The organism is Shewanella holmiensis (assembly GCF_025370255.1).
GTDB classification, from domain to species: Bacteria; Pseudomonadota; Gammaproteobacteria; order Enterobacterales; family Shewanellaceae; genus Shewanella; species Shewanella holmiensis.
Window position 1 is genome coordinate 110,412 of the sequence record NZ_JAMTCD010000012.1, and the last position, 6,915, is coordinate 117,326.

Below are 6,915 nucleotides of genomic sequence, written 5' to 3' on the forward strand. Positions count from 1 at the left end.
AGACTATGTTTGAGATCATGGATACACATTCAGACGAAGCGGTGATCAAGGTCATCGGTGTCGGTGGTGGTGGCGGTAACGCTGTCGAGCATATGGTTAAGCACAACATCGAAGGTGTTGAGTTTATCGTAACAAACACGGATGCCCAGGCATTACGTAAATCAAGTGCAGGCTCAACGATTCAGCTTGGCCGTGACGTTACTAAAGGTCTAGGTGCTGGAGCTAATCCAGATGTTGGCCGTCAAGCTGCAGAAGAAGATCGTGAAAACATTCGTGCAGCGATTAAAGGATCTGACATGATCTTTATCGCAGCAGGTATGGGCGGCGGAACAGGTACTGGAGCCGCTCCTGTGGTTGCAGAAATTGCTCGTGAAGAAGGCATTTTAACGGTTGCTGTTGTGACCAAGCCTTTTCCTTTTGAAGGCAAAAAGCGCATGCTTTATGCGGAGCAAGGTATTGCAGAACTGGCAAAACACGTTGATTCGTTAATCACTATCCCGAATGAAAAACTATTAAAAGTCTTGGGTCGTGGTACGTCTTTACTGGATGCATTCGCGGCAGCAAACAACGTATTATTGGGTGCGGTTCAAGGTATTGCTGAGTTAATCACTCGCCCAGGCTTAATCAACGTGGATTTCGCCGACGTTAAAACAGTTATGTCCGAAATGGGTAATGCCATGATGGGTACAGGTGTTGCTACAGGTGATGATCGTGCAGAAGAAGCGGCAGAAGCGGCAGTTGCCAGCCCATTACTTGAAGATATTGATCTAGCTGGCGCGCGCGGCGTATTAGTTAACATTACCGCAGGTATGGATATCAGTATTGAAGAGCTTGAAACCGTGGGTAACCATGTTAAAGCTTACGCATCTGATAATGCAACAGTAGTTGTTGGTGCGGTAATTGACCCAGAAATGAGTGAAGAGCTGCGCGTAACTGTGGTTGCTACCGGTATTGGTGCTGAGAAAAAGCCTGATATTCAGTTAGTACAAAAGCCAGCGCCTCGCCCAGAGCCTGTAGTGATTGAAACACGCCCAGAGCCAGTTGATGAGCCCGTGATTCAGCAATCTTATGCTGCATCAAAAGGCAACGCTGTACCACAGCCACTAACAACACCACGTGCAGATGCGGACTATTTAGATATTCCAGCATTTTTACGTAAGCAAGCTGATTAACTTGGCATCACTATCAAGCTGCTAACTCGGCGGTTTTGATAGGCTGATATTAATACCCTAGGGTATTAATTAGATGAAAAGTTCACTGTTGTGATAGCAGATAACGAAATGCCGTTGTTTTGTACTTATTTGCATTTTTTTTGTGAATTACGCAAGATATGGTAGCATGTCGTACCAGCTATACATGATAGCTTTAGGTTTTATTTATAAACTTTTGTTTTTATTGTTATTTACGGGTAAATGAATGATTTTTCAAAGAACTGTTCAAAAAATGGTGAAGAGTACTGGTGTCGGATTACATTCCGGCAACAAGGTGACTCTGTGCATTATGCCCGCACCAGTAAATACAGGGATTGTACTCACACGTACCGATCTTACGCCTGCGGTGTCTATACCAGCAAAGGCGCATTTAGTACGTGAAACAACTATGTGTACAGCACTTGTAAACGATGCTGGTGTTCGTATTTCTACAATCGAACATCTGTTTGCTGCCCTTGCAGGTTTAGGCATTGATAACGCCGTTATCGAAGTTGATGCGCCTGAAATTCCAATTATGGATGGCAGTGCCAGTCCGTTTGTTTTCTTGCTTCAAAGTGCAGGGATTAAAGAACAGGCAGCACCTAAAAAATACCTTAAGATTACCAAACCCATTCGTGTTGAAGATGGAGATAAATGGGCAGAGCTTAAACCGTTTAAAGGGTTTAGAGTTAATTTTAAAATTGACTTTGCTCACCCAGAAATTGCCCGTAGTCAACAACATATGGTCATGGACTTTTCTACATCGGCATTTGTTAAAGATATCAGCCGTGCAAGAACCTTCGGCTTTATGCGTGATATTGAATATCTACGTGCTAATAACCTTGCGTTAGGTGGCAGCATGGAAAATGCTGTTGTGCTTGATGAGTACCGCGTCCTCAACCCTGATGGTCTGCGTTATGATGACGAGTTCGTTAAGCATAAAATTCTCGACGCTTTTGGTGACTTATATGTAGCAGGTCATGCCATTGTTGGTGAGTTTACAGCGTTTAAAACCGGTCATGCGTTAAATAATCAATTAGTCAGAGCTTTACTCGCCCAGCAGGATGCATGGGAATTAGTCAGCTTTGACAAAGAAGCCGATGTACCCGTCAGCTTTATGGTGCCAGGTACAACTGCACTCGCTTAATCCTTAGAATGCCTATTACGGCTGGCCAATGCAGCCAGCCGTTTTAGTTTTTCACCTAGTGATCCATCTACATGCTCAGCTAGTGCAGCAATATGTTGTGCTGATTCATTACTGAGTTGTGCGTGATTAACTTGAGAGTTTGCCTTAATCATTGCTAAAGCTGGGTTGACTTTAACCTCAATAGCAGTGAGCATGGGTAGCGTTTCAGCCTGAAGTTGTCGTAATAGTTTAGGCTTTTGAAAATTGATTCGTGCAGCCCAAGCCGCGGAAGCCGTTTCAATAACAAGAACACCCTGGCGGAGATTAGCAACATTGAGTTGCTCTGCCGCAGGACCGCCAATAATTTGTTTCACATATCGATTCAGATTATTCAGTAGTTCTGCTTTCTCAGCGAGTTCAGGTAATTTTCCTGACAAATGTAATAAATTGCTGAGGTCTTGAGGGGGCTTTTTCATATGATAATAAGATGGCTGAATTAGGCTATGAGTGTAACAGTATTTGTTCAAGGTCGAAATGGGGTCACGCGCTGGCAACCCAGTAAACGGTGGTTTCTTTTACCAATAATGATTATGGTAACGGGGACTGCGATTTATCAATACAGTGCCGATCGCTTTGCTAATCAACAAGCTAAAGTCGATAAAAACCAACAACTGCGTGAGCAACAAAAACAACAAGTGATTGAGCTCAAGCACGCAACCGAAGTGCAATTAGCCACATTAGTTACCCACGTCGCTAAAATGCAAGCCAAAATTACTCGACTTGAGGCCCTTGGGCAGCAGGTTGCCCAAAACAATTTACTTGATGACCAGTTCGACTTTAACATTGAAGTCGGCGTGGGTGGTTACAGTGAATTAGGGACAGGAATCGAATTAAGCCAGCTTATTAGCGATATGGATAAGCTTGCATCACGAATTGATAATAATAATCTTCAGTTGTCACTACTTGAAACAGTGTCAACGAATCTCCATATAGATGAAGAGCGTTATATATCAGGGCGGCCAATCGATAAAGGTTGGTTATCTTCGCCCTATGGTTTACGTAATGACCCTTTTAATGGCCGAAGAACAATGCATAAAGGTATTGATTTTGCTGGTCGAGAAGGGGCAGCCGTCACTGCAACTGCCGCAGGTGTAGTAACGTGGTCAGGAAGTATGTTTGGATATGGTGAGCTAGTCGAAATCGACCATGGTAATGGCCTTCGCACTCGCTATGGACACAATAAATCTCTGTCAGTAAACGTAGGTGACGTCGTTGCCAAAGGCGAGAAAATTGCCAATATGGGAAGCACAGGTCGTTCAACCGGCCCTCATGTGCATTACGAAGTGCTACGCGATGGACAACAAATTGATCCTCAAAAGTTTGTTTATCGCAAAGCAAGTTAATCATATTAACGGTTAATGCGCTCTGATGAGCCAAACCTACAAGAGATAAGTGACTAAGATGTTAGGTAAATTACTGACAAAAGTATTTGGAAGCAGAAACGACCGCACCCTGAAAGGCTTAGGTAAAGTGGTTGATAAAATTAATGCATTGGAAGCAGATTACGAAAAGCTGTCTGATGAAGAATTAAAACAAAAAACAACAGAGTTTCGTCAACGCTTAGAGTCTGGCGAAAGTCTGGACAGCATTATGGCTGAAGCATTTGCGGTTGTTCGAGAAGCATCAAAGCGTGTGTTCGATATGCGCCATTTTGATGTTCAGCTATTAGGTGGCATGGTACTTGATAGTAACCGTATCGCTGAAATGCGCACCGGTGAAGGTAAAACCTTAACCGCAACGTTACCTGCCTATTTAAACGGTATTAGTGGTAAGGGGGTTCACGTAATTACCGTGAACGATTACTTAGCCCGTCGTGATGCTGAATTTAACCGTCCTTTATTTGAATTCTTAGGCCTAACAGTCGGTGTTAACGTTGCAGGTTTAAGCCAAGTTGAGAAAAAAGAAGCTTACAACTCAGATATTACTTACGGTACCAACAATGAATTTGGTTTCGATTATCTGCGTGACAACATGGCTTTTTCTCCGCAAGAACGTGTCCAGCGTCCATTGCACTATGCACTTATCGATGAAGTCGATTCAATCCTAATTGATGAAGCACGTACACCGCTGATTATTTCGGGTGCTGCTGAAGATAGCTCTGAGCTATACACCAAAGTGAACGTGTTAATTCCGAGTCTTATTCGTCAAGACAAAGAAGATACTGAAGATTTCATTGGCGAAGGCGACTTCACCATCGATGAAAAAGGTAAGCAAGTTCATTTAACTGAACGTGGTCAAGAAAAGGTTGAGTTACTGTTAACTGAACAGGGCATGCTGGCTGAAGGTGACTCTCTGTATTCTGCTAGTAACATTTCATTATTACACCACGTCTATGCAGCGCTTCGAGCTCACACTTTATTTGAGCGTGATGTTGATTACATCATTCAAGATGGCGATGTGGTGATTGTTGATGAACACACTGGTCGTACTATGCCAGGACGTCGTTGGTCAGAAGGCTTACACCAAGCAGTTGAGGCTAAAGAAGGTGTTCATATTCAAAATGAAAACCAAACTTTGGCATCGATCACCTTCCAGAACTATTTCCGCCAATATGAAAAATTAGCGGGCATGACAGGAACTGCAGATACCGAAGCATTTGAGTTCCAACACATTTATGGTTTAGATACCGTTGTTGTGCCGACTAACCGCCCAATGGTTCGTAATGACATGGCAGATTTAGTCTATTTAACGGCTAAAGAAAAATATGATGCGATTATTGCCGATATCAAAAGTTGTCGTGAACGCGGTCAACCAGTATTGGTGGGTACGGTATCAATTGAGCAATCTGAATTACTTAATGTATTACTCAAAAAAGCAAAAATTCCCCATAGTGTGTTAAATGCTAAGTTTCATGAAAAAGAAGCTGAAATTGTTGCTCAAGCGGGTAGTTTAGGTGCGGTGACGATTGCAACAAACATGGCCGGTCGTGGTACGGATATCGTATTAGGCGGTAACTGGAACATGGAGATTGAAGCGCTAGATAATCCAACTCCAGAGCAGAAAGCTAAGATTAAAGCTGATTGGCAGATCCGCCATGATGAAGTGCTTGCCGCTGGCGGTTTACATATTCTAGGAACCGAGCGTCACGAATCACGTCGTATTGATAATCAGTTACGTGGTCGTGCCGGTCGTCAAGGTGACGCAGGCTCGTCACGTTTCTATCTCTCGATGGAAGATAGCTTAATGCGTATCTTCGCTTCAGATCGTGTATCAGGCATGATGAAAAAGTTGGGTATGGAAGAAGGCGAAGCAATCGAACACCCATGGGTTTCGCGTGCTATTGAAAACGCACAACGTAAAGTTGAAGCGCGTAACTTCGATATTCGTAAGCAATTACTGGAATACGATGATGTTGCCAACGATCAGCGCCAAGTCGTTTACTCTCAACGAAATGAGCTAATGGATGCTGAAAGCATTGAAGACACAATTAAAAATATCGAAGAAGATGTTATTTCTGGTGTCATTGATACTTATATACCACCACAATCATTAGAAGAGTTATGGGATGTACCAGGACTAGAGCAACGTTTATCAAATGAGTTCTCATTAAAGCTTCCTATCCAAGAGTGGTTAGATAAAGAAGATGACCTACATGAAGAAACATTACGTGAACGTATTGTAAAAGCTTGGACCGATGCATTTAAAGCAAAAGAAGATATGGTGGGCGCGCAAGTGTTACGCCAGTTTGAAAAAGCGGTCATGCTACAAACATTAGATGGTTTGTGGAAAGAACATCTTGCAGCAATGGATCATCTTCGCCAAGGCATCCATTTACGTGGTTATGCTCAGAAAAACCCTAAGCAAGAATATAAGCGTGAATCATTCGAGTTATTCCAACAAATGCTTGAAACATTAAAGCATGATGTCATTAGTGTCTTATCTAAAGTGCAAGTACAAGCACAATCAGATGTTGATGAAATGGAACAACGTCGTCGTGAAGACGAAGCCAAGATCCAACGTGATTACCAACATGCATCTGCTCAGGCATTAAGTGACAACGAAAATGCCGAAGCACCAGCTAAACCGCAAACAGTGATCCGTGAAGGTGAAAAAGTAGGTCGTAATGATCCTTGCCCTTGTGGTTCAGGCCAAAAATACAAACAGTGTCATGGTAAAATAAGTTAGTTCTTCTATAACTACCAAGATTACGAACTCAAAAGCAGCTTATATAGCTGCTTTTTTCTTACCTATGATATGTAGATTATTGCCAACGCAAAGCTAATTTGTGGATAACTTTGGGGGTAAGTGGTGTAAAAAATGTAGGTAAGTGGACAAGATGAAAAAAGATCGAAAAAACACGATCTTTTTCCACAAAAGGGCTTGCACAAAATCTTAAGCTGCCTATAATGCGCATCCACTGACACGGCACAGAGCGAAAGCAAAACGCAGAGTCAGCTTGGTTTACAGCGGTAAAACGCAACAAACCAAACGCGAAAAGAAAGTTTGAAAAAACACTTGACGCAAACAACAGGGTCTGTAAAATACGCAGCCCAAGCCAATGACCTAGCGTCCTAAGGCGATGTTTGAAAAATTAACATC

Annotated in this window: 5 protein-coding genes; 4 read left to right on the forward strand and 1 reads right to left on the reverse strand. The window is 42.8% G+C overall.

Going from position 1 to position 6,915, the window contains the following annotated elements; genetic code table 11:
* Nucleotides 1-5 precede the first annotated feature (5 nt).
* Nucleotides 6-1,172, forward strand: coding sequence for a cell division protein FtsZ (ftsZ, locus tag NE535_RS10900; protein ID WP_261298671.1), 1,167 nt, complete (start codon nt 6-8; stop codon nt 1,170-1,172).
* Nucleotides 1,173-1,416: 244 nt separating this feature from the next.
* Nucleotides 1,417-2,337, forward strand: coding sequence for a UDP-3-O-acyl-N-acetylglucosamine deacetylase (gene lpxC / locus NE535_RS10905; RefSeq protein ID WP_261298672.1), 921 nt, complete (start codon nt 1,417-1,419; stop codon nt 2,335-2,337).
* Here the strand turns inward: lpxC and NE535_RS10910 are convergent.
* Nucleotides 2,334-2,792 carry a DUF721 domain-containing protein gene (locus NE535_RS10910; RefSeq protein WP_261298673.1) on the reverse strand — a complete coding sequence of 153 codons (459 nt, stop codon included), beginning with the start codon at nt 2,790-2,792 and terminating at the stop codon, nt 2,334-2,336. The two genes, lpxC and NE535_RS10910, sit on opposite strands and share 4 nt — an antisense overlap.
* A gap of 27 nt (nt 2,793-2,819) precedes the next feature.
* Between NE535_RS10910 and NE535_RS10915 the strand changes: the two genes are divergently transcribed.
* Nucleotides 2,820-3,719 (forward strand): M23 family metallopeptidase, encoded by a 900-nt coding sequence (locus tag NE535_RS10915; protein WP_261298674.1) that lies wholly within the window; start codon nt 2,820-2,822, stop codon nt 3,717-3,719.
* A 58-nt stretch (nt 3,720-3,777) separates the two neighbouring features.
* Nucleotides 3,778-6,501, forward strand: coding sequence for a preprotein translocase subunit SecA (gene secA, locus NE535_RS10920; protein ID WP_261298676.1), 2,724 nt, complete (start codon nt 3,778-3,780; stop codon nt 6,499-6,501).
* Nucleotides 6,502-6,915 lie beyond the last annotated feature (414 nt).

Coding starts and splice junctions, on each gene's coding strand:
- ftsZ (WP_261298671.1), top strand. CDS start 6: ATGTTTGAGATCATGGATACACATTCAGACGAAGCGGTGATCAAGGTC.
- lpxC (WP_261298672.1), top strand. CDS start 1,417: ATGATTTTTCAAAGAACTGTTCAAAAAATGGTGAAGAGTACTGGTGTC.
- NE535_RS10910 (WP_261298673.1), bottom strand. CDS start 2,792: ATGAAAAAGCCCCCTCAAGACCTCAGCAATTTATTACATTTGTCAGGA.
- NE535_RS10915 (WP_261298674.1), top strand. CDS start 2,820: ATGAGTGTAACAGTATTTGTTCAAGGTCGAAATGGGGTCACGCGCTGG.
- secA (WP_261298676.1), top strand. CDS start 3,778: ATGTTAGGTAAATTACTGACAAAAGTATTTGGAAGCAGAAACGACCGC.